A 19,253-nucleotide genomic window follows, 5' to 3' on the forward strand; every position below is an offset into this window, starting at 1 on the left:
CATCAGACGTCGAGAAATGCGTTAACCGGATGGCCTGCTTCGCCTTTCGATAGTATTGCCAGATGGCATCCCGAACCGACTTGCTCGCGTGGCTCCTTGATTCGGATCCGGCGATTCGGTGGCAGGTGGAGCGCGACCTGCTGAACGAAGCGCCCACTGTGTGGGCGGCGACGCGCGCGGCGATCGCTACCAAAGGATTTGGTGCACGCCTGCTTTCATTGCAGGACCGAGACGGCCAATGGGCGGGTGGGGCGTTCTTCCCGTCAGAATTCGGCTTTGCGGGACCCGAAGCAGCAGAACAAAGTTCGCAACCCTGGACGGCAACAACCTGGACGCTCAACTCATTGCGTGAGTGGGGCCTCGACGCCAGTGTTCTGCGGGAGCGTCGTACCGCAGAACTGCTCGCGGAGAACTGTCGCTGGGAGTACGAGGGCCGGCCGTACTGGGGCGGCGAGGTCGATTGCTGCATCAACGCCTGGACGGTGGCAAACGGTGTGTGGCTCGACATGCGTGTTGATGAACTGGCTGATTGGTTTGTGCAGCATCAACTTCCGGATGGTGGGTGGAACTGCGAGTGGATCGAAGGTTCTACGCGATCGTCGTTTCATTCGACCCTCAATTCACTCAAAGGGCTTCTCGCGTACGAGATCGCGACCGGGGGTACAAATGAGACTTGCGCGGCTCGACGATCCGGTGAGGAATTCTTGATGCGGCGCGGTCTGTTCCGGAGACTCTCGACCGGCGAACCGGTGGGGCCCTGGGTCGGCCGGTTCGCGTACCCGTTCCGGTGGCGATACAACGTGCTCAACGCGGCCGAGTATTTCCGTGAAGCGTCGTTGTTTGACGGTATTGACCCGGATCCGCGAATGGCGGACGCAATCGAGATGATCCGGGCCGCTCGCGCCTCGGATGGGACGTGGCTCCAGGCCGGTCGCCAACCGGGGCGGGTGTGGTTCGAGGTCGACGCAGAGGTGGGGGAGCCGTCGAAGTGGCTGACTTTGTCCGGTATGCGTGTGCTCGACTGGTGGGATCAATCCTCCCTTCGGGATACTGCATAACAAAAGCGTTACAGCAAAAGTCATTCATCGCTAAAGGTTATCGAAAGGTGATCTTCGATATTTCAGTCGAATATCCAGTCTGGGATGAAAGCTGTATTAACGACAGGATTGCCCTCAGTGGTGTAATGGTTAATCATCTGAACAAGTGAGAAGATGTTTGGCGAAATTACCTACCCGATTGGATAGGTGGGGCACCGACGTTGGTCATCAAGAAAGGCTCTCGCGGCTGTCTCGGTTAGGGAGCTAAGTCCCGAGATGGAAGCGGCATTTGTCCAACGAAAGCCGCGCTCACCTGTGGCGACTTTCCCAATTTCGTGAAACTCAAACCACTTTCGACGAGATTTAATCCCTCAATTGTAAGTTGTGGAGCGTCCGCAATGTTCAGGCAAAGTCACATCTTTTCCCAGAAGAATGATCTGCTAAACGTGAAAACCGGATGTTCCCCCGATTGTGCTCAGAAGGTGCAACTATGGGGCGTAGCGTAACTGTCGCAGCGAACCGGAACGTCGCGAATTGCTGCTCTAACCAATGACTTTGTTCAGGTCCGAATAATGCTCGGAGGTCGTCGATGTCGATGGAAATGGTGTTAGCAGAAGCAGTGATAGACAGTGGGGACACGGCGTGGGTGCTGATCTCCGCGGGCCTGGTTCTGTTCATGGTTCCCGGACTCGCGTTCTTCTACGCCGGTCTGGTGCGCGGTAGCAGTGCGCTCGTCATGCTGCAGCAGAACCTCGTCCCACTCGGACTCGTCTCGATTACCTGGGTCGTGTTCGGATACAGCTTCGCGTTCAGTGGAGACTGGGGTTCCGGCTTCCTCGGTGACCTGAAATTGTTCGGCTTGCAGGACATACACACTGCCGCCGCCCCGGGCTTCCACCTGATCGAAGGTGCAGTCGCGGTACCGACTCTGGCGTTCGTGGTCTATCAGATGATGTTTGCGATCATCACGCCCGCGCTGATCACCGGTGCGACCGCAAACCGGCTCAAGCCCTTGGGCTGGGCCGTTCTGCTCGTGCTGTGGTCGATCATCGTCTACCCCCCGATTGCGCACTGGCTCTTCAACCCCGAAGGCTGGTTGGCGCTCCGCGGAGCTCAGGACTGGGCCGGCGGAATTGTCGTCCACGCATCCGCCGGCGCCGCCGCCCTGGCAATCTTGCTGGTGGTTGGTAAACGTCCGGGATGGCCCAACGCCGAGGCAGTCCCTCACTCGGTACCTCTGGCGTTGATCGGCGCAGGCATCCTGTGGTTCGGCTGGTTCGGATTCAACGCAGGCGACGGATTGGCCGCCGATGGTGTTGCGGCACAAGCCTTGATGAACACTCACATCGCCGCAGCGGGCGGCATGGTCGTCTGGCTCGTCATCGAAAGGTATACCGAGGGCAAGGCCACGGCGATCGGTGGAATCACCGGCGCGGTAGCCGGTCTCGCGACCGTCACCCCCTGCGCGGGCTTCGTCAGCACCTTCTCCGCGTTGGCGATCGGCGCGCTTGCCGGACTGGTCTGCCACTTCGCGCTCGCGCTCAAGTCGATCTTCAAGTTCGACGACGCGCTTGACGTCATCGCGGTCCACTTCATCGGCGGCATCCTCGGTTCACTCCTTCTCGGTTTGTTCGGCGAAAAGGCGATCAATTCGATCGGCCGCGACGGACTCTTCTTCGGTGGCGGCGTAGGACTACTCGGCGAGCAGGCGCTGGCGTTGATCGTCGTCATCGCATTCTCGTTCGTGGTGACCTGGCTGATCGCCACGGGCATCGAGAAGACCATCGGTCTCAAGCTGGCTCCGAAAGACCAGGTGGACATCGACCGTCGTCAGCAAGGCATGGACGCGTACCGCTACAACGCCGCATTCGTCGACGCAGGTGGTGCGCCGCAGACCAGCGGGTTCGACTCGGGCGTCCTGGTCGACGGGGCAAAACTTGTTCCGAACCTCGGCGCCCCGAAGCACGAACTCATCACCGCGGTGTTGCAGACCATCGAGTCCGAGAAGCTACGGGAGGCGCTGCTGGCGGCTGGAGCGGAGTCGATAGTCGTATCGGAAGCGCATGTCTCCGCGAGTGACTCGGCCTCACTCAAGTTCCGCGGGCAACGCAACGACGTCGTGTTCACAGAGCGGTTGCGTGTCGAGGTGTTGGTCGCCTCGGAACATGCCCAGGCGGTTCTGGACGCGATCAACGAGTACTCGGGCGGCAGGAGGAGCGGTTTCGTCCAGCAAGCGGCCGAACCTCTCACCGAAGCGACGGAACAGGGGAGCTGACATGTATTCGACGACAGGGAGTTACCGCATGATCGACAAGGAGCGTTCGGAATGCATCTGACACCGCGAGAACTCGACAAGCTGACAATTCTCATGTTGGCGGATGTCGCACTGAGGCGAAAGGCAAAGGGGCTCAAACTCAATCATCCGGAGTCCGTCGCAGTCATCACTGCAGCCGCTCTGGAGGGAGCTCGGGAGGGCAAGACTCTCGAGGAGGTCATGGCCGACGCATCGCACGCCTTGACGGTCGACGACGTGATGGAAGGCGTCGCAGAGATGATCCCGCGTGTGCAGGTCGAGGCGGTGTTCCTCGACGGTAGCCGGCTCGTCACCGTGCACTCCCCGATCCAGTAGCCCGACCGAGATGTCAGGAGCACTCCAAGATGGCAAGCAAATCGACGAAGAAGGATTCCAGCGGCGAGAAGAAAGTGCCGGTCGGCGGATACGTGTTGCGGGACGAGCCGATCGAACTCAACGAGGGTCGTCCACGTTTGAAGTTGCGAGTTCGAAACACCGGTGACCGTCCCATCCAAGTGGGTTCGCACTACCACTTCATGGAAGTCAATCGCGCGTTGTCCTTCGATCGTGAACAGTCCTTCGGCTGGCGCCTCGACATTCCAGCGGGCACGGCGGTCCGGTTCGAGCCGGGCGACGAGAAGGAAGTGACGTTGGTGCCGTTCGGCGGCAAGCAACGGGTTCAAGGCTTCAACGGACTTGTCGACGGTTGGGCGCCGACCCACGCCGCCTACCGGCCGAGGCTCCCCGGAGCCGTCCAGCGTGCCGAAGAACTCGGCTTCCTGTCCGAACCTCAAACCGACTGATTCTCGTTCAAGGCGGACGAAGGAGAGCAACACCCATGACAAGCATTTCGAGACAAGAGTATTCGGGTCTGTTCGGGGTCACCACGGGTGACCAGATCAGACTGGGTAATACCGACCTGTACATCGAGGTCGAGGAAGATCTTCGAACCATCGGAGACGAGTCGATCTACGGCGGCGGCAAGACGCTGCGCGACGGCATGGGCCAGGATCCGGAGTCGTGCAGCATCGACGGTGCCCTCGACCTCGTGATCACCAACGTGGTCATCGTCGATGCAACCATCGGTGTCGTCAAGGCAGACGTGGGAATCAAGGACGGCAAGATCGTCGGCTGGGGCAAGGCGGGAAACTCCAGCACGATGGAAGGCGTCACCCCGGGGCTGACCACCGGCCCGGCGACCGACGCGATTTCCGGTGAGCAGATGATCCTCACTGCCGCCGGCATCGATCCACACGTGCACCTCGTGTCACCACAGCAGGCGTACCACGCCCTCAGTGGGGGAGTGACGACGCTGATCGGTGGCGGCATCGGCCCGACCGACGGAACCAACGGCACCACCATCACTTCCGGTATCTGGAACATGGAGATGATGCTCAAGGCCAACGAGGGTTTGCCGGTCAACGTCTGCATGTTGGGCAAGGGCAACTCGTCCGGGCATCAGTCGCTGGTCGAACAGATCAAGGCCGGTGCGGCCGGTCTGAAGGTCCACGAGGACTGGGGTGCGACACCGGCTACGATTCGTGAGTCTCTGCGGGTGGCAGACGAAATGGACGTTCAGGTCGCCATTCACACGGATACTCTCAATGAGGCCGGATACGTCGAGGACACCATCGCGGCCTTCGAAGGCCGTACGATTCACACCTATCACAGCGAGGGTGCGGGCGGCGGGCACGCACCCGACATCCTGCGAGTGACGGGCGAGGACAACGTACTTCCGGCGTCGACCAATCCGACGTTGCCGTACGGCATCAACACTCAGGCCGAGCTCTTCGACATGATCATGGTCTGTCACAACCTCAATCCCAAAGTGCCCTCGGATGTTTCGTTTGCCGAGTCTCGCGTTCGCGCCGAGACGATCGGTGCCGAGAACGTACTGCAGGACATGGGCGTCATCTCGATGTTCTCGAGTGACTCACAGGCGATGGGCCGGGTTGGAGAAAACTGGCTTCGCGCGATCCAAACAGCGGACTGCATGAAGCGGTCCCGCGGCAAGCTGCCCGAGGATTCGCCGACACACGACAACTTCCGCGTGTTGCGCTACGTCGCGAAGGTCACGATCAATCCAGCGTTGACGTTCGGTCTTTCGCATGTGGTCGGGTCGATCGGTGTCGGGAAGATGGCGGATCTTGTTCTCTGGGAGCCCGCATTCTTCGGCGCGAAGCCGAAGACGATCATCAAGAACGGTCTGATCAGCTGGCACGCCATGGGAGATCCGAATGCGTCGCTCCCGACACCACAACCGGTGATCTACCGGCCGATGTTCGGTGGATTCGGCAAGGCGTTGCCGCAGAGTTCGGTCTCGTTCGTCTCGCGAGCGGCGCTCGACGACGGCATCAAGGATCGACTCGGACTCGAACGTCAGGTTGTCGCCGTCGAGGGCACGAGGACGGTCACCAAGCGTGATCTGGTTCGTAACTCGGCTACTCCGGAAATCAAGGTGGACCCGGAGACCTTCGCGGTGACTGCGGACGGCGTCCATGCGTACGTCGAACCCGCCGAATCCATTCGCTTGAACCAACTTTACTTCTTCAGTTAGGGGTCTCCAGTGTCGGGAACAATCACACACACGCACGGCGCCGATGCGGCGCCACACACGCACGGCGAGATGACAGCGCCGAGCGGCAAGCCGACGCGAGTCGACGCGCTTCTCGGGAAGGAGACCGACGAGGAGTGGGCCGGTCGACTCGAAAAGGCTGTAGTGGACGTCTTGTCGCTCGATCAGTGGGAAGCACAGAAGAGTCGATTGCGACGCACCACGATCGGTGGCCGTGAACTGGCCGTTTCTCTCGATCGGGGTATTCAGTTGCAGGACGGCGACATTCTGCTGTGGGACGAGCCGGCGAACACCGTGGTCGTGGCCAGGATCAACCTCAAGGACGTGTTGGAGATCGACCTGAGCGCACTGGTCGACGTCACGCCCGAGAAGATGATTCAGACGTGCTTGGAGTTGGGACATGCCGTGGGTAACCAGCACTGGCCTGCGGTGGTGAAGGGAATGAAGGTCTATGTTCCGTTGACCGTCGACAAGGCAGTCATGGGCTCGGTGATGCGGACACATGCTTTCGAGGGCATCGAGTACACCTTCATCCCGGGCGCCGAGGTCATTCCCTACATCGCTCCACACGAGGCACGCCGTTTGTTCGGTGCGGCCGCGCGTGAGGGCGAGGGGCATACCCATGACCCTCTCGTCTGAGGGATCTGGGCTCAGCATTAACCGCGCGATGCGGATGATGCAGTTTTCCGATTCCATGTTCCCGGTCGGCTCCTTCTCGTTCTCCAACGGTTTGGAATCGGCCGTGACGCAAGGAATTGTCACGGGTGGTCCGTCGCTGCGGGAGTTTGTGCTCTCGGCCACCCATCAGGGCGCGACGTGCGACGGTATCGCCGTACTCGCGGCGCACCGGGGTGCGGCAGCCGGTGATTTCTCGGCGATCCTCGCGGCCGATCATGCAGTGATCGAACGCAAACTCAACGAAGAAGCACGCACGATGAGTACCCGCATGGGTAAGAAATTGGCCGAACTCGGTGGGCGCTTGGCCGGTGAGACCCTGTTCAACAAGTGGTTGGCCGCGATCGCATCGGGGGAGACGCCGGGTACCTACCCCGTCGGCCTCGGAATTGCGTTCGCGGAGATGGGTTCTCCGGAAGAGGACGCTTTCACGGTCAATCAGTACGGTGTCGCGATGACGTTGCTCGGCGCTGCCCTTCGCATCGTCCGAGTCGATCACCTCGCGACACAGGAGATTCTGTTCGAGGTCAATCAGACTACCGGCCGTGAGTACGCCGCAGTGCGTGACTACGGACTCGACGACATGTCCAATTTCGCCCCGATGATCGACATTCTGGCTGCCGTTCACGTCAAGGCGCACGTCCGAATGTTCATGAACTAGAAGGAGAACGATGAAGAAGACAACGCGCATCGGAATCGGCGGACCCGTGGGTTCGGGTAAGACCGCGCTCATCGAGGCGATCACACCGGAGTTCATCAAGCGGGGCACCAGCGTTCTGATCATCACCAACGACGTGGTCACCACCGAAGATGCCAAGCATGTGCGCAAGGCTCTCAAAGGTGTTCTCGTGGAAGAACGTATCGTCGGTGTCGAGACGGGTGCCTGCCCACACACCGCCGTCCGCGAAGACCCGAGTATGAATCTCGCGGCGGTCGAGGACATGGAGAAGACGTTCCCCGACACCGACGTGGTGTTCATCGAGAGTGGCGGCGACAATCTGACTCTGACATTCAGTCCGGCTCTCGTCGACTTCTTCATCTACGTCATCGATGTGGCCGCAGGCGACAAGATTCCGCGCAAGAACGGTCCGGGAATCTCGCAGTCCGACATCCTGGTCATCAACAAGACCGACCTCGCACCGTACGTCAACGCCGATCTCGGCGTCATGGATCGCGACTCCAAGGGAATGCGCGGCGACAAGCCGTTTGTCTTCACCAATTGCATGACCGGGGAAGGCATCAAGGAAGTGGTGGACCTCATCGTGCACGGAGTCCTCTTCGACGAAGAGGAAGTGGGAGCGAGCGTACCGTGAGTGCACCGCCCGTCCCGGGAGCATCGCGGTCGCTCCCGGGGCCGATCCCGACCATCCCGGAACTCGATCAATACCAGGACCAGCCGAAGCAGGCGCCGGCCGGCAAGGTCGGTAAGACCGGCGTTCTCGAGATGCGATTTGTCGACCGCGGCGACAAGACGATCCTGCGGGACATGTATCGCAAGACACCGTTGCTCGTTCAGCAGGCGCTGTACTGGGACGAGGCGTTGCCGACCATGCCGTGCGTCTACATGATCTCGACGTCCGGCAGTGTGTTGCAAGGCGATCGGCTGTTCCTGACGATCGAGATGGAGCCGGGTTCCCTCGCGCACGTAACCACTCAGTCAGCCACGAAAGTCCACCGGATGGATGCCAATCACGCGTCACAACTCCAGAAAGTGGTGCTCGCGGAGAATTCGTATCTCGAACTGATGCCGGGAGTGACGATCCCACACCGTAACGCGAGGTATTACGCGCGCACCGACATCACGGTGGATCCGACTGCAACGCTGTTGTTCTCGGAGATCGTGATGCCGGGTCGCAAGTATCACGACGGCGGAGAGATATTCGTCTACGACCTGTACTCCACATTGATCAAGGCGAAGCGTCCGGACGGGAAGAATCTCTTCACCGAGAAGTTGGTGATCGAACCGGCACGCTTCCCCGTGCGATACGGCGGAATCATGGGTGACCACGACGTGTTCGGCAATGTCATCCTGCTGACACCGAAGGAGCACGCCGACGCCATTCTCGAGGAGATAGTTCCGGGCCGTGACGGCAAGGTCGTTTCCGGAGCTAGTCGGCTACCGAACGACGCCGGTCTCATCTTCAAAGTCCTCGGTCCCGAGAGCGAACCCGTCAAGGCGAAGGTTCGTGATTTCTGGGCTCTGGTACGAAAGGCAGTTCTGGACACCACCATTCCGCCCGTCCCACTCTGGGGATGACGCGGATCGCCGGATATGGATCGAGGGACGTGCGATGACCACCATCACCAAACCCTGGGACGACGTCGCGGACAAGAACGTCGTGCTCAGATTCATCGACACGAATCTCAAAGGCTCCGGACAGGTGATGTTCCAGGGCAATGCGCTGACCGGCCTGCTGTTTCTGGTCGGCATCTTCTGGGGCGCGATAGCCGCGGACACGATCACCGTCGCAATCGGTGCCGTGGTGGGTCTGGTGGTGTCCACCGTCACCGGCATGATGCTGCACTCCGACGACGATTCGATGCGTATCGGCCTGTATGGCTACAACGGAATTCTTGTGGGAGCTGCCTTTCCGACGTTCCTTGCCGGTGGCGTGATGCTGTGGATCTACCTCGTGGTGGGAGCTGCTGCGTCGACCATCGCGTTCCTGGCTGTCGCCAATGTCTTCAAGACCTGGGGCGTACCGGCGCTGACCTTTCCGTTCAACCTCGTCAACTGGTTCTTTCTCCTGGCAGCATTCCAATTTCTTCGGATCGAAACGTCGGACCTCAGCGCGGGCCAGTTTCCTCAGCACATCGGGGACGCGTCGGCCCATGCCGACATCACCTTCAGCTTTCTGTGGGACACGCTGTTCCGCAACGTCTCCCAGATATTCCTGATCAACAACACCATTACCGGAATCATCTTCGTGATCGCGCTGCTGGTCGCGTCGCGTTGGGCGGCGGTGTTCGCGCTCATGGGTTCGGCGATAGCAATGGGTTCGGTACTCGCGCTGGGCGCCAACACCGTCGACATCGGCAATGGTCTCTACGGGCTCAGTTCGGTGCTGACGGCAATCGCCCTGGGCTCGGTGTTCTACAACCCGTCGTGGCGCGTGTTCGTCTACACGGTCTTCGGAGTGCTGGTGACTGTTGTCATCCACGGCACCCTGGTATCTGCCTTCGCTCCGATCGGTCTGCCGGCGGGCACCGGTCCGTTCGTCTTCGCGACGTGGCTGTTCCTGTTGCCGAAGAAGAAGTTCGTTCCTGTCCAGCACGACACCATCGAGGGTGGAGCGGCCGAGGGCAAGGACTCGATCGCGAAGGCGAACGGATAGGGCTCGAACGCGCAGAAGTTCCTAGATCGTTCCGCTATGGCACCCTCGCGAACCGGTATCACTCGAGTATTGTCTGGCCTTCGGTAGTCGGGCATGGTCGAAGCATGACCGTGCAGGTAGTTGTGATGGGTGTGGCCGGTGCTGGAAAGAGCACCGTGGCAGTGGGTCTCGCCACGTCTCTCGGGGCAGACTTCGTCGACGGTGACGATCTGCATCCCGAGTCCAATGTCGCCAAGATGCGTTCGGGGACACCGTTGACCGACGAAGATCGCGTGCCGTGGCTCGACGCGATCGCGGCCTGGCTTTCCGAGCGTGCCGATGCGGGACGAACAGGCGTCGTTGCCTGTTCGGCTCTGCGAAAGGACTATCGGGGCCGGTTGCGCCCGGACGGTCTCGACGTGCAGTTCGTCCACCTGGCCGGTGATTTCGAGACTATCTCCGCACGTATGCGTTCCCGCGCCGGGCACTTCATGCCGGAGAGTCTGCTCATCTCCCAGTTCGAGGCTCTCGAACCGCTTACAGACGACGAGCGCGGCATCACGCTGAATGTCGTCTCCGAACCGAGCACACTGGTGGGCGAGGCAGTCGACTACATCCATACATCTCAGAGGAGCGTCACAGCGTGAGTAGCACCGCAAGCCCCGGCCCGTTCGACATATCCGGGAAGGTCGCGCTGGTGACGGGTTCGAGCCGAGGCATCGGCTCGGCCCTCGCGACTGGTCTCGCCGAGGCGGGTGCGGTGGTGGTGCTCAACAGCCGAAATTCCGACGTGCTCGAAGCCGAGCGTCGACGCATCGCCGACGCGACCGGCGCAACGGTGCACGCATACGCGTTCGACGTCACCGATTCGGCCGCCGTCCGGGATGCGGCGACACGCATCGAGGCGGAGGTCGGCCCGGTCGAGATCGTTGTCAACAACACCGGCGTGCAGCACCGCGCCCCGCTTCTCGAGTTCGGCGACGACGACTTCCGGCGTGTCATGGACACCAACCTGACCAGTGCGTTCTACGTCGGACGTGAATTCGCCCGCGGCATGGTCGAGCGCGGACACGGGAAGATCGTCAACATCTGCTCGGTGCAGAGCGAGCTCGGCCGAGCGGGAATCGCACCGTACGCGGCCAGCAAGGGCGGGCTCAAGATGCTCACCCGCGGAATGTGCGCCGACTGGGCACCCTTCGGTTTGCAGATCAACGCGATCGCACCGGGATACTTCGACACCGAACTGACCTCTGCGCTGGTCAACGATCCGGAGTTCACCGCGTGGCTCGCCAAGCGGACACCCGCCGGACGTTGGGGCCGTACCGAGGAGCTGATCGGGTCGCTACTGTTCTTGGCCTCCCCGGCTTCGGATTTCGTCAACGGTCAGATCCTCTACGTCGACGGCGGAATGACGGCCGTCGTCTGATTGTCCGCTGTTAGATCGTCCGCTACTCGAACAGAAAGCACCCACATGACAGACGCCAGCGCCCCTCGCATCCACCTCGGTCCCGTCGAGGATCCTCACGTCGCCGACGGAATACGCCGAGCCGGTGGAGTTCTCGTTCCACTGGCAGACGCCGAGGGCGTCGTGTGGGTACACGGACCGGAGACGTTCCCGTCGTCGCTACCCGATTCGGTTCGCTGGGTGCAGTTGCCGTTCGCCGGCATCGAGCCCTGGTTCGACGCCGGGGTGATCGACGACAAGCGGGTCTGGACGTCCGCTGCCGGAGCGTACGCGGGCAATGTTGCCGAACATACGATGATGCTTCTCCTCGCTGGAGTTCGTTCTCTCCCCGAACAATTGGCGGCGCAATCGTGGCGCAAGGAAGAGTTCGACCCGCGGGTGGGCACTTTGCAGGGCTCGACAGTGGCGATCATCGGTTGCGGCGGAATCGGCCGTGCGTTGATCCCGTACCTCGCCGCGTCCAAAGTCAAGGTCATCGCGATCACCCGCTCCGGGACCCCTGTCGAGGGTGCTTCCGAAACGCTCTCGGCCGACCGCACCGGCGAAATCTGGTCCAAGGCAGATCACTTCGTGATCGCAGCACCGTCGACATCCGCGACGCGGCATCTGGTCGGCAAGGCCGAACTGGACCAGATGTCGGAGTCGAGCTGGATCGTGAACATCGCGCGTGGCACCCTCGTCGACACGGACGCATTGGTCGACGCACTGGAAGCCGGTTCGATCGGCGGGGCGGCACTGGACGTCACCGATCCCGAGCCGTTGCCGGACGGGCATCGGTTGTGGAAGCTGCCCAACGCGATCATCACTCCACACGTCGCCAACCCGGCTACGACGCTTACCCGCGTCCTGGCAGATCACGTTGCAGCCAACGTCGCCCGGTTCGCCGCAGGTGAGGACCTCGCCGCCGTGATCGATCCGTCGGCGGGCTACTGACCGCTCGCGTTGGTTCCCTTCACGTAATCGGCAACGACGGTGCGCAGAACATCGCGCACCGCCTCGGCCGGTTTGGAGAGAGGCTGATTGGCCGGGGTGCCAAGGGAGACATGCACTTCGATGCCCGGCTCGATGCGTCGTAGCTCGAGCGCTTCGACGTCCATGACCCTGCGGGCCACCGACCACGGCAGAACCGTCGCACCCAATCCGGTGCGTACGGCCTCGGACAGCGTCATCACCGATTCCACTTCGGCCACGACGTTCGGTTGCTGCTCTGCACGGTCGAAAGCCTGCTCCACCACCTTGCGGATGGTGTGCATCCGACCCGGAAGCAATAGTGGCAGTTCGGCGATCTCGGGCAGGGAGATGTCGGATCCCGATTCGCCTGCCAGTCCGGTACCGAACGGCGCAACCACCACCAGCTCCTCGGTGAGCAAGCGTTCGAACGTCACACCCTTGATCGGGCCGGCGTCGTACAACAACGCCAGATCCATGCGACCGGTCATCATCGCTTCGCTGAGCACGCCACCGAAGTTCTCGTTGATGTGCAACAAGATATTCGGGTGCTGCTCGCGCACACGGGCCAAGAGCGGCAAGGCGATTGCCGTCGCGGTGCTGTACGGGGCGAGGCCGACCGAGACGCCACCCGCCAGCGCCCGTCCGACCACGGACACCTCGGCCTGAGCACTCTCCACCTGACGCAGAATCACCTGAGCATGCCGATAGAGTGCGTGCCCCGCATCGGTCGGCTCGACACCCTGTTTGCTGCGGATCAGAAGTTGCTGACCGAACTGCGTTTCCAGCGACGTCATCTGTTGGCTCAGGGCGGGTTGTGCGATGTGCAGGATGTCGGCGGCTCGGGTGATGCTGCCGGCATCGACAATTCGTACGAACGAGTAGAGCCTTCTCGTGTCCATGCTGTGCAAACTACCAGCTCAACGGACATATCGAATTCCGATCACCCCAACGCGAAACGGTATTAACAACCCTTTGGCGTTCCTGAGTAGCGTCCCAGAAACACCGAAGTCGACACACAGAACTTCGACAGTCGGACCAACCACGGGCAACGGCGCCCGTACGAACAAGTAAACGAACCGGAAGGACCGAAATGGCAACCAGCATCGATCTTGTCGCCGATCTCGGCGAAGGTTTCGGCACGTGGACCATGGGCGCCGACGATGCTCTGCTCGACACGCTGACTTCGGCCAACATCGCTTGCGGATTCCATGCAGGCGATCCACGAACCATGGATGCGACCGTGCGGGGGTGCGTATCGCGCGGTATCGGCATCGGCGCGCATCCGAGTTTTCCGGACCTCGCCGGATTCGGACGTCGCGCGATGGATCTCAGTGAGAACGAGGTCCGAACCGACGTGCTGTTCCAACTCGGCGCCCTTCACGCCTTTGCGGTCGCGAACGGAACGTCGTTGTCGCACATCGCTCCCCACGGCAAGCTCGGGAATCTTGTTGCCGTACGCCAGGATTACGCGCGCGCCGTCGTCGATGCGGTCGCGGCCTTCGATCCGTCGTTGATCGTGCTCGCCCAGGACGGGGCGTTGGCCGACGAGGCGACTGCCCGCGGATTGAGCGTCGGCATCGTCGGAATCGCGGATCGCGCATACAACTCCGACGGAACTCTCGTGCCCCGCAGCGAGCCGGGAGCGGTGATTCACGACGTCGACGTTCTGGTCGAGCGGACCGTTCGGATGGTGGTCGAGGAAGTCGTCGAAGCTGTGGACGGCACGTTGATCCCGGTTGTCGCCGATACGGTCCTCGTGCACGGTGACAACCCCGGTGCCGTCGCGAACGCGAAGGCGATTCGCGCCGCGCTCGAGGCCGCCGGTGTCACCATTGCGCCGCTGACCCGGGTCGTGGCGTCACGGCGGGCCCGTGATGTCGGGTGTCCCGCGTGAAGACCTACGTCGCCGACTGCGGTGACGCCGCCGTTCGCGTCAGTGTCAGCGGCGGGACCGCCGAGCAGAACTGGAACACCGTTCGATCGATCGCTGCACGTTTCGATCTCGGTGCCGACGGCATCGTCAGCGTCATCCCGACATACGACGCCCTGCTGGTCGAGTTCGACAACCTCCTCACCGACCACGACGCCGTCCGCGGCCTGGTTCGCGAAGCAACGACTATCCCCCGACCACTGGAAGGTGAACCTAGGACGTTCGAGATCCCCGTCGTCTACGGGGGCGAACACGGCCCGGACCTGGGTGAGACAGCGCGGTTCCTCGGCGTCACCGAAGCCGAAGTGGTGCGCCTTCACTCCGCAGCCCCGTTGGTCATGCGTTGCTACGGCTCACCCGGCGGCGCCCCGATGCTCGACGGCCCGGCGTTCGGCCTTCCCATCCCGCGCCGATCGAGCCCGCGACCGCACGTCGCGGCCGGTTCCGTTGCGGTGGCCGGACGTCAGGCAGTCGTTTCGGCCAGGCCTGCGCCCGGCGGTTGGGCAGTGATCGGCCGGACCCCGCTCATCTTGGTCGATCCGGCGTCGGAGCAGATTTCTGCCTACCGCCCGGGCGATCTGTTCGTCTTCCGTGCGATCGACGCCGATCGCTGGGACGACTTCGACGGACGCTCGCTCCTGCCCTTAGGGGGTGATCCCCATGGCTGAGACCGTCACCGTCCTGACTCCCGGAATCAGCTCCGTCCAGGATTTGGGGCGTGGATCGGCGTCACAGTTCGGTCAGGCGACGGGCGGCGCAGCCGACCAGATCAGCGCGGAGATCGCCAACGCGTTGGTGGGTAGTAGGCGCGAGGCCCCGCTACTGGAGTTGACGGCCCTCGACTTTTCAGCGTCGGCGTCCACGGATCTGCTGATCGCCGTCACGGGTGCACCCGCAACGGTGACCGTGGACGGACATCGGCAACCGCAGTGGGAACCGATCGTCTGGCGAGCCGGTCAGCGGCTTGCCGTAACCGGAATCCACGACGGATTGCGCGTCTACGTCGCCGTCCACGGAGAGCTGACGGCCGACTACCTCCTGGGCAGCTGCGCTCCCGACCAGGTCCTCGGATTCGGCCGTCACTTGACCGCGGGGGAGACGCTGGTCGTCGACACCGACTGCCCGCCGATCGACCACCCGGTCTTCCGGCTACCGCTGTTCCGGTTGTTGCCCGACCGACCATCCTTCGGCAACGTGTGGACGCTCGACGTGACCGACGGCCCCGACATCGACGACTTCGGGGAGAGTGCAGCCGCGCTGTTCGGCACCGAATTCGTGGTGGGCGATCAGAGCAATCACATCGGGCTTCGGCTGGCATCTACCGATGAGCAGCCGCTCCCACAGCGCACCGGCACCGGCGAGGTCCTCTCGCGCGGCGTCCCCATCGGTGCCGTCGAAGTACCCGCTGGCAACGAACTTCTGGTCCTGCATCGAGGTAGAGGCGTCACCGCCGGTTATCCGGTGCTGGCAGTCGTCACCACCGTTTCACTCTCACAGCTGGGACAGGCCCGACCCGGGCACCGCGTCCGATTCCGGAACTGCAGCGTCGCAACGGCGGTTGCAGAGCACCGCGAACAGCAGCACCGCATCGCCTTGCTGAGGCGGCGTGTGGAGAACGTATTCACCACCCTCCGGATACCTCTTCACACCTCGGAAGCCCGAGTACCGAGCCACGTCGGCACCACACGCCCCGCGAGCGCTCCGCGCCGCGCGTCTATTTTGGAGACAGCATGACCAACACCATCGAAGCGGTAGACGGCCAGGTAGCCGACCCGCGCAAGGTCCGGAAAGTCGTCGCAGCGGGCTGCGTCGGCATCTTCGTCGAGCTCTACGACAACGGTGTCTTCGCGTTCATGGCGACGGCACTGGCCATCGTGTTCTTCGACGTATCGAAGTCGAGCGACGCGCTGATGCTGGTGTTCGCCGGCTACGCGGTCTCGTTCTTCGTTCGGCCCCTCGGCGCGGTGGTCTGCGGCATCCTCGGCGACCGGATCGGTCGACAGAAGATGCTGGTGTTCGTCATCATGCTGATCAGCGTGGCGACCGCCGGTATCGGCTTGCTGCCCACCTACGCGGCCATCGGTATCGCGGCACCGGCACTGCTGATCTTTCTGCGGATCGTGCAGGGATTCTCCGTCGGTGGTGAAGCTGCCGGCGCCATGACGTTCCTCGCCGAACACGCACCGGAAGGCAAGCGCGGCTTGATCACGAGCTACGCGCAGATCGCGTCGTTCCTCGCCCTGCTGACCGGAACGATGATCGCGTTTGCCATGTCGCCGTGGCTCAACGCCGACGCGATCAACGGCGGCGGACTCGCATCGTGGGCGTGGCGCATCCCGTTCCTCATGGCCATTCCGATGGGAATCATCGGCTGGTACATCCGCCGCGCGATCTCCGATACCCCGAACTTCGAGCGGCTCAAGGAATCCGGCGGTTTGTCGCGCAATCCGCTCAAGGAAGCATTCTCCACTCCCGAACACCGTCGCGCCATGATCCTCGCCCTGTTCATCCCCTTGATGAATGGTTCGGGCTACTACGTTCTGTTCTCGTACATGCCCACGTTCCTCAAAGGCGATCAGATCGGATTCTCGACCGGGACAGCGCTTCTCGTCACCGCATCCAGCCTGGTCGCGATCTGCTTCGCGATTCCGTTCATGGGTGCTCTCTCCGACCGGATCGGCCGCAAGAAGGTCATCGCCGGTGCAGCTGCGGCAATGGCGATCGGAGCGATCCCCTGCTATGCCATGATCGTGACCGGCAACGTCGGCCTCGCCGTTCTCGGTGCCTGCCTCATGGCAGTGATCTTCGCCGGGCACACAGCCGTCATCCACATCCTGATCGTCGAACTGTTCCCCACGCGGGTTCGCTACTCCGCCTACGGTTTGGGTTACAACATCTCGTCCGCACTCTTCGGTGGTACCGCACCGTTGTTGATGACCTGGTTGATCCCCGAATTCGGTATCTACGTTCCCGCCTTCTACGCGGTCATCACTGCAATCGGCACGCTGATCGCGGTCAGCACCATCACCGATCGCGCCCACGTTCCGCTACGCGACACTCTGTGACTTCTCGCGTGAGTCACTCCTGATCCGGCCCGGTGGCCGCCTGCAGTCCGCGGCGGCCGCCGGGTCATACCAATTTCTTCCTGTAGGAGCACACAATGCCTTTCTCCGATTACCGCACAGCTCTCGTCACCGGCGCCAACACCGGAATGGGTGCCGCCGTCACCGAGATGTTCACCAAGCGCGGACTGACGGTCTACGGCGTCGCCCGCAATGCCGACAAGCTCGGTGAGGTTGCCGATCGCACCGGAATGATCCCTCTGCCCGTGGACATCACCGACACCGCCGCGCTCGCCGAAGCTGTCGGCGGACTGGAGATCGACATCCTCGTCAACAACGCGGGGGTGTCCGCAACCGGAAACATTCTCGACGCCGAAGAAGCATCGGTCGACGCGATGGTGGACGTGAATCTTCGTGCGGTGCTGCACCTGTGCCGCATTCTGCTGCCGGGAATGGTGGAGCGCGATCTAGGTCATGTCGTCAACATCAGCTCCATCGCCGGCCTGTACAACTTCTACGGCCACACTGCCTACCACGCGACCAAGGCTGCGGTGCACCAGATTTCGCGCCAGCTGCGAAACGACTGCATCGGCAAGCGGATTCGAGTGACCGAGATCTGCCCCGGCCGGGTCGAGACCGAGATCTTCGGTCGCAACCTCGGCGGCACGCCCGAAGCCATGAAGGAAGCGTGGGAGACCTTCTACGAAGGCTACGAATCCATCACTACCAAGGACATCGCGGATACCATCGAGTTCGCGATCGACGCCCCTGGTCACGTCAATCTTGGTCTCATCGAGGTGCTCCCCACCTTCCAGGTGCCCGGTGGCCTCGACTTCATCCGTCGCAACGACTGAGAGAGCGCATCATGAGTTTTGTACTACCGGAAACGACGCTCGGAGTGGTGGCCCATGCGGCAGGTGACCTGCGGGTCGAGCATGTTGCGTTGACTGCGCCGACCGCCGAGCAGGCAGTGATCGAGATCGCTTACGGCGGTGTGTGTGGATCAGATCTGCACTACTGGACGCACGGCGCGGCGGGGGAGTCGATTCTGAAGGCACCGATGCTGCTCGGTCACGAGGTGGTCGGCACGGTCGTGACGGCCGCGGCGGACGGAACGGGGCCGGCAGTTGGAACTTCCGTGGCCGTACACCCCGCAACGCCCGGTGGGACCGCGCCTCGGTTCCCGAGCGATCGGCCCAACCTCTCGCCCTGCTGCACATACCTGGGAAGTGCAGCGCAGTACCCACACACCGAGGGCGCCTTCGTGAAATACGCAGTGCTCCCGACGCGCATGCTCCGGGAACTGCCCGAGGGGTTGGACCTGCGGACTGCGTCGGTAGCCGAACCGGCAAGCGTTGCCTGGCACGCTGTTTCGCGAGCGGGAGACGTACGCGCGAAGAAGGCGCTGGTCGTCGGCTGCGGGCCCATCGGCGCACTGGTCGTGGCTGTGCTCAGACGAGCAGGCGCGCAGTCGATCACCGCGGTCGACGTGCACGACGTTCCGCTGCAGATCGCGTCGACGCTCGGTGCGGATCGGGTTCTCGAGGCCACCGACGCCGAGGCAGTCGCCGCATCCGATGCCGACGTGGTCGTCGAGTGCACCGGCAATCATCGCGGGCTCGAATCCGCTATTCGCGGGGCGACGCGCGGTGGACGGGTGGTCATGCTCGGGCTTCTTCCGTCCGGAGCTCAACCGGTACACATTTCGCTGGCGATCACGAGAGAGTTGGAGTTGGTGGGCTCATTCCGCTTCAACGACGAAATCGACGAGGTGCTGCTCGCCCTCGCCGACGGTTCGCTTGCTGTCGATGCTGTTCTCACACACGAATATCCGGTCGAGGAAGCTCTGGAAGCCTTCGCAGTCGCCAAGGATGCTTCGGTGTCGGGGAAGGTGCTGTTGCGGTTCTGAGTCCTTCGACCCTGTGCGCCTTTATTAACCGCGGGCGGTTAA

At 62.3% G+C, this 19,253-nt stretch carries 20 protein-coding genes; 19 read left to right on the plus strand and 1 reads right to left on the minus strand.

Translation table 11 applies throughout. The features are described from left to right. The first annotated feature begins 62 nt into the window (after positions 1 to 62). The 13 genes from ACFWEM_RS21095 (at position 63) to ACFWEM_RS21155 (ending at position 12,292) form a co-directional block, all read left to right on the plus strand. Complete coding sequence (locus ACFWEM_RS21095; RefSeq protein WP_378536650.1) at positions 63 to 1,058, plus strand: squalene cyclase; 996 nt, start codon at positions 63 to 65, stop codon at positions 1,056 to 1,058. A 574-nt stretch (positions 1,059 to 1,632) separates the two neighbouring features. Next, positions 1,633 to 3,312 (plus strand): ammonium transporter, encoded by a 1,680-nt coding sequence (amt, locus tag ACFWEM_RS21100; protein WP_378536652.1) that lies wholly within the window; start codon positions 1,633 to 1,635, stop codon positions 3,310 to 3,312. Positions 3,313 to 3,363: 51 nt separating this feature from the next. Beyond that, positions 3,364 to 3,666, plus strand: a complete 303-nt coding sequence (locus ACFWEM_RS21105) for an urease subunit gamma (RefSeq protein ID WP_003943837.1) — start codon at positions 3,364 to 3,366, stop codon at positions 3,664 to 3,666. A gap of 29 nt (positions 3,667 to 3,695) precedes the next feature. Next, on the plus strand, positions 3,696 to 4,133 hold the full coding sequence (locus ACFWEM_RS21110) for an urease subunit beta (RefSeq protein ID WP_378536654.1): 438 nt from the start codon (positions 3,696 to 3,698) through the stop codon (positions 4,131 to 4,133). A gap of 35 nt (positions 4,134 to 4,168) precedes the next feature. After that, positions 4,169 to 5,887, plus strand: a complete 1,719-nt coding sequence (locus ACFWEM_RS21115; RefSeq protein ID WP_003943847.1) for an urease subunit alpha — start codon at positions 4,169 to 4,171, stop codon at positions 5,885 to 5,887. 69 nt (positions 5,888 to 5,956) lie between these two features. After that, positions 5,957 to 6,544 carry an urease accessory protein UreE gene (gene ureE / locus ACFWEM_RS21120; RefSeq protein WP_037131214.1) on the plus strand — a complete coding sequence of 196 codons (588 nt, stop codon included), beginning with the start codon at positions 5,957 to 5,959 and terminating at the stop codon, positions 6,542 to 6,544. Beyond that, positions 6,528 to 7,241, plus strand: a complete 714-nt coding sequence (locus ACFWEM_RS21125; protein ID WP_378536657.1) for an urease accessory protein UreF — start codon at positions 6,528 to 6,530, stop codon at positions 7,239 to 7,241. The genes ureE and ACFWEM_RS21125 overlap by 17 nt, the downstream gene beginning before the upstream one ends. Positions 7,242 to 7,251: 10 nt before the next feature. Then, the gene (gene ureG / locus ACFWEM_RS21130) at positions 7,252 to 7,893 is read left to right on the plus strand and encodes an urease accessory protein UreG (protein WP_003943822.1); all 642 of its coding nucleotides are present in this window, start codon (positions 7,252 to 7,254) and stop codon (positions 7,891 to 7,893) included. Continuing rightward, the gene (locus tag ACFWEM_RS21135) at positions 7,890 to 8,837 is read left to right on the plus strand and encodes an urease accessory protein UreD (protein WP_378536659.1); all 948 of its coding nucleotides are present in this window, start codon (positions 7,890 to 7,892) and stop codon (positions 8,835 to 8,837) included. Before ureG ends, ACFWEM_RS21135 begins: the two co-directional genes overlap by 4 nt. 34 nt (positions 8,838 to 8,871) lie before the next feature. After that, the gene (gene yut, locus ACFWEM_RS21140) at positions 8,872 to 9,915 is read left to right on the plus strand and encodes an urea transporter (RefSeq protein ID WP_378536661.1); all 1,044 of its coding nucleotides are present in this window, start codon (positions 8,872 to 8,874) and stop codon (positions 9,913 to 9,915) included. Between the two features lie 104 nt (positions 9,916 to 10,019). Further along, positions 10,020 to 10,541, plus strand: a complete 522-nt coding sequence (locus ACFWEM_RS21145; protein WP_064442978.1) for a gluconokinase — start codon at positions 10,020 to 10,022, stop codon at positions 10,539 to 10,541. Next, the gene (locus tag ACFWEM_RS21150; RefSeq protein WP_007731708.1) at positions 10,538 to 11,320 is read left to right on the plus strand and encodes an SDR family oxidoreductase; all 783 of its coding nucleotides are present in this window, start codon (positions 10,538 to 10,540) and stop codon (positions 11,318 to 11,320) included. The genes ACFWEM_RS21145 and ACFWEM_RS21150 overlap by 4 nt, the downstream gene beginning before the upstream one ends. Before the next feature lie 45 nt (positions 11,321 to 11,365). Further along, positions 11,366 to 12,292 (plus strand): D-isomer specific 2-hydroxyacid dehydrogenase family protein, encoded by a 927-nt coding sequence (locus ACFWEM_RS21155; RefSeq protein ID WP_007731707.1) that lies wholly within the window; start codon positions 11,366 to 11,368, stop codon positions 12,290 to 12,292. Here the strand turns inward: ACFWEM_RS21155 and nac are convergent. Further along, a complete protein-coding gene (nac, locus tag ACFWEM_RS21160) occupies positions 12,286 to 13,209 on the minus strand; it encodes a nitrogen assimilation transcriptional regulator NAC (RefSeq protein WP_030535780.1) in 924 nt (307 codons plus the stop codon). The genes ACFWEM_RS21155 and nac overlap by 7 nt on opposite strands. Before the next feature lie 191 nt (positions 13,210 to 13,400). On the opposite strand from nac, the gene ACFWEM_RS21165 reads away from it, so the two are divergent. The 6 genes from ACFWEM_RS21165 (at position 13,401) to ACFWEM_RS21190 (ending at position 19,211) form a co-directional block, all read left to right on the plus strand. Next, positions 13,401 to 14,204 (plus strand): LamB/YcsF family protein, encoded by an 804-nt coding sequence (locus ACFWEM_RS21165; RefSeq protein WP_054827080.1) that lies wholly within the window; start codon positions 13,401 to 13,403, stop codon positions 14,202 to 14,204. Next, positions 14,201 to 14,908 (plus strand): allophanate hydrolase subunit 1, encoded by a 708-nt coding sequence (locus ACFWEM_RS21170; protein WP_378536664.1) that lies wholly within the window; start codon positions 14,201 to 14,203, stop codon positions 14,906 to 14,908. Before ACFWEM_RS21165 ends, ACFWEM_RS21170 begins: the two co-directional genes overlap by 4 nt. After that, a complete protein-coding gene (locus tag ACFWEM_RS21175) occupies positions 14,901 to 15,974 on the plus strand; it encodes a biotin-dependent carboxyltransferase family protein (RefSeq protein ID WP_007731701.1) in 1,074 nt (357 codons plus the stop codon). The genes ACFWEM_RS21170 and ACFWEM_RS21175 overlap by 8 nt, the downstream gene beginning before the upstream one ends. Beyond that, positions 15,971 to 17,305, plus strand: a complete 1,335-nt coding sequence (locus tag ACFWEM_RS21180; protein ID WP_047271513.1) for an MFS transporter — start codon at positions 15,971 to 15,973, stop codon at positions 17,303 to 17,305. The genes ACFWEM_RS21175 and ACFWEM_RS21180 overlap by 4 nt, the downstream gene beginning before the upstream one ends. Before the next feature lie 95 nt (positions 17,306 to 17,400). Beyond that, positions 17,401 to 18,156: an SDR family oxidoreductase gene (locus ACFWEM_RS21185; RefSeq protein ID WP_007731698.1), complete on the plus strand. Its 756-nt coding sequence runs from the start codon at positions 17,401 to 17,403 to the stop codon at positions 18,154 to 18,156. Positions 18,157 to 18,167: 11 nt separating this feature from the next. Beyond that, a complete protein-coding gene (locus ACFWEM_RS21190) occupies positions 18,168 to 19,211 on the plus strand; it encodes an L-idonate 5-dehydrogenase (protein WP_378536666.1) in 1,044 nt (347 codons plus the stop codon). Positions 19,212 to 19,253: the final 42 nt, after the last annotated feature.

It is taken from the genome of Rhodococcus sp. NPDC060176, from assembly GCF_042728675.1.
Taxonomy (GTDB): domain Bacteria; phylum Actinomycetota; class Actinomycetes; order Mycobacteriales; family Mycobacteriaceae; genus Rhodococcus_F.

What these genes read in the sequence shown, in the direction of transcription:
- ACFWEM_RS21190 (WP_378536666.1), top strand. Translation starts at nt 18,168, where the DNA reads ATGAGTTTTGTACTACCGGAAACGACGCTCGGAGTGGTGGCCCATGCG.
- ACFWEM_RS21110 (WP_378536654.1), top strand. Translation starts at nt 3,696, where the DNA reads ATGGCAAGCAAATCGACGAAGAAGGATTCCAGCGGCGAGAAGAAAGTG.
- ACFWEM_RS21105 (WP_003943837.1), top strand. Translation starts at nt 3,364, where the DNA reads ATGCATCTGACACCGCGAGAACTCGACAAGCTGACAATTCTCATGTTG.
- ACFWEM_RS21175 (WP_007731701.1), top strand. Translation starts at nt 14,901, where the DNA reads ATGGCTGAGACCGTCACCGTCCTGACTCCCGGAATCAGCTCCGTCCAG.
- ACFWEM_RS21185 (WP_007731698.1), top strand. Translation starts at nt 17,401, where the DNA reads ATGCCTTTCTCCGATTACCGCACAGCTCTCGTCACCGGCGCCAACACC.
- ACFWEM_RS21155 (WP_007731707.1), top strand. Translation starts at nt 11,366, where the DNA reads ATGACAGACGCCAGCGCCCCTCGCATCCACCTCGGTCCCGTCGAGGAT.
- ACFWEM_RS21180 (WP_047271513.1), top strand. Translation starts at nt 15,971, where the DNA reads ATGACCAACACCATCGAAGCGGTAGACGGCCAGGTAGCCGACCCGCGC.
- amt (WP_378536652.1), top strand. Translation starts at nt 1,633, where the DNA reads ATGGAAATGGTGTTAGCAGAAGCAGTGATAGACAGTGGGGACACGGCG.
- ACFWEM_RS21145 (WP_064442978.1), top strand. Translation starts at nt 10,020, where the DNA reads ATGACCGTGCAGGTAGTTGTGATGGGTGTGGCCGGTGCTGGAAAGAGC.
- nac (WP_030535780.1), bottom strand. Translation starts at nt 13,209, where the DNA reads ATGGACACGAGAAGGCTCTACTCGTTCGTACGAATTGTCGATGCCGGC.
- yut (WP_378536661.1), top strand. Translation starts at nt 8,872, where the DNA reads ATGACCACCATCACCAAACCCTGGGACGACGTCGCGGACAAGAACGTC.
- ACFWEM_RS21095 (WP_378536650.1), top strand. Translation starts at nt 63, where the DNA reads ATGGCATCCCGAACCGACTTGCTCGCGTGGCTCCTTGATTCGGATCCG.
- ACFWEM_RS21165 (WP_054827080.1), top strand. Translation starts at nt 13,401, where the DNA reads ATGGCAACCAGCATCGATCTTGTCGCCGATCTCGGCGAAGGTTTCGGC.
- ureE (WP_037131214.1), top strand. Translation starts at nt 5,957, where the DNA reads ATGACAGCGCCGAGCGGCAAGCCGACGCGAGTCGACGCGCTTCTCGGG.
- ACFWEM_RS21115 (WP_003943847.1), top strand. Translation starts at nt 4,169, where the DNA reads ATGACAAGCATTTCGAGACAAGAGTATTCGGGTCTGTTCGGGGTCACC.
- ACFWEM_RS21125 (WP_378536657.1), top strand. Translation starts at nt 6,528, where the DNA reads ATGACCCTCTCGTCTGAGGGATCTGGGCTCAGCATTAACCGCGCGATG.
- ureG (WP_003943822.1), top strand. Translation starts at nt 7,252, where the DNA reads ATGAAGAAGACAACGCGCATCGGAATCGGCGGACCCGTGGGTTCGGGT.